Here is a 1,243-nt window from a genome sequence, read left to right as displayed (position 1 = left end):
TGGACCGCCCAGAGTTTCATAGACACTCAGTTGCCGCTCTGCGCATAGCGCCTTTCGAACTCTACAGGTGACAGGTCGCCAGCGGAACCATGTCGTCTGATCGGGTTGTAGAACATCTCGATGTAGTCGAATACATCGGATCTTGCCGCCTCTCGGTTCGGGTAGATACGTCGTTTGATCCGCTCCTTCTTCAAAGCGCTGAAGAAGCTCTCCGCGACCGCGTTGTCGTGACAGTTGCCACGCCGACTCATGCTCGGCACCATCCGATGCGCCTTCAAGAACGATTGCCAGTCACTACTGGTGAACTGGCTGCCTTGATCCGAGTGCACCATCACGCCAGGACCTGGCTTGCGCTTCCAGACCGCAGCCAGCAATGCCTGCAATACCAGGTCGCGAGTCATCGTCGGCTGCGTTGCCCAACCCACGACCTGCCGCGAGTACAAATCCACGACCGCCGCCAGGAACAACCAGCCTTCGTAGGTACGGATATAGGTGATGTCCGTGACCCAGACCTTGTTCGGTGCGTCCGGAGTGAAGTCGCGGTTCAATACGTTCTCGACCACGCCCATCGGACCACCACGATGCCGTGGCTTGCTGCCGTAACCGACCTGTGCCCGCAGGCCTTCGGCCCGCATCAGCCGCTGCACGCGGTGGCGACTGCAGACCTCGCCAGCCTCGCGCAAGTCCAGCGTGATCTTGCGGTGACCGTACACCGTGCCGCTGGCCAACCAGGCGTGCTTGATCAGGCCGAGCAAGCGCTTGTCCTCGCGTTCACGCGCACTGGTCTCGTCGCTCAGCCAAGCGTAATACCCACTGCGATGCACGCCAAGCACCCGACACATCGTTATCAGCCGGAACTCGCGGATATGTGCACGCATGAACGCGTACTTCGCCCTTACCCCTTGGCAAAGTACGCGGCGGCTTTTTTTAGGATGTCGCGCTCCTCGGTCACGCGCTTGAGCTCAGCCTTCAGCCGACGCACTTCCGCCGCATCGCCGCCACCACTGGACAGTCCACTGTTGCCTGGCTTCTCGCTCACCCTGGCACTCTTCACCCACGCGTACAGCGTGTGCGTGTGAAGGCCAAGCCTCCCCGCCACATCGACCACCGTGAAGCCGCGATCGAGCACCTGCTTGACTGCTTCGGCCTTGAACTCATCCGTATATCGCTTGCTGCTCATCAACACCTCTGCCGTTGCCATGAATTATGGCTCCTGGGTGTCTACGAAAGGCTGGGCGGTCCA

At 60.4% G+C, this 1,243-nt stretch carries 1 protein-coding gene; it reads right to left on the bottom strand.

The window, feature by feature from the left end:
- Window positions 1-26: 26 nt before the first annotated feature.
- A protein-coding gene (locus Lysil_RS13090; RefSeq protein WP_103076073.1) for an IS3 family transposase occupies window positions 27-1,180 on the bottom strand; the annotation gives its coding sequence in 2 pieces (ribosomal slippage) (window positions 27-931 and window positions 931-1,180; 1,155 coding nt in all).
- Window positions 1,181-1,243: the final 63 nt, after the last annotated feature.

Origin of the sequence: Solilutibacter silvestris (assembly GCF_002895945.1) — a bacterium.
Lineage (GTDB): Bacteria > Pseudomonadota > Gammaproteobacteria > Xanthomonadales > Xanthomonadaceae > Solilutibacter > Solilutibacter silvestris.
This window is presented reverse-complemented; position numbering and strand designations above follow the sequence as displayed.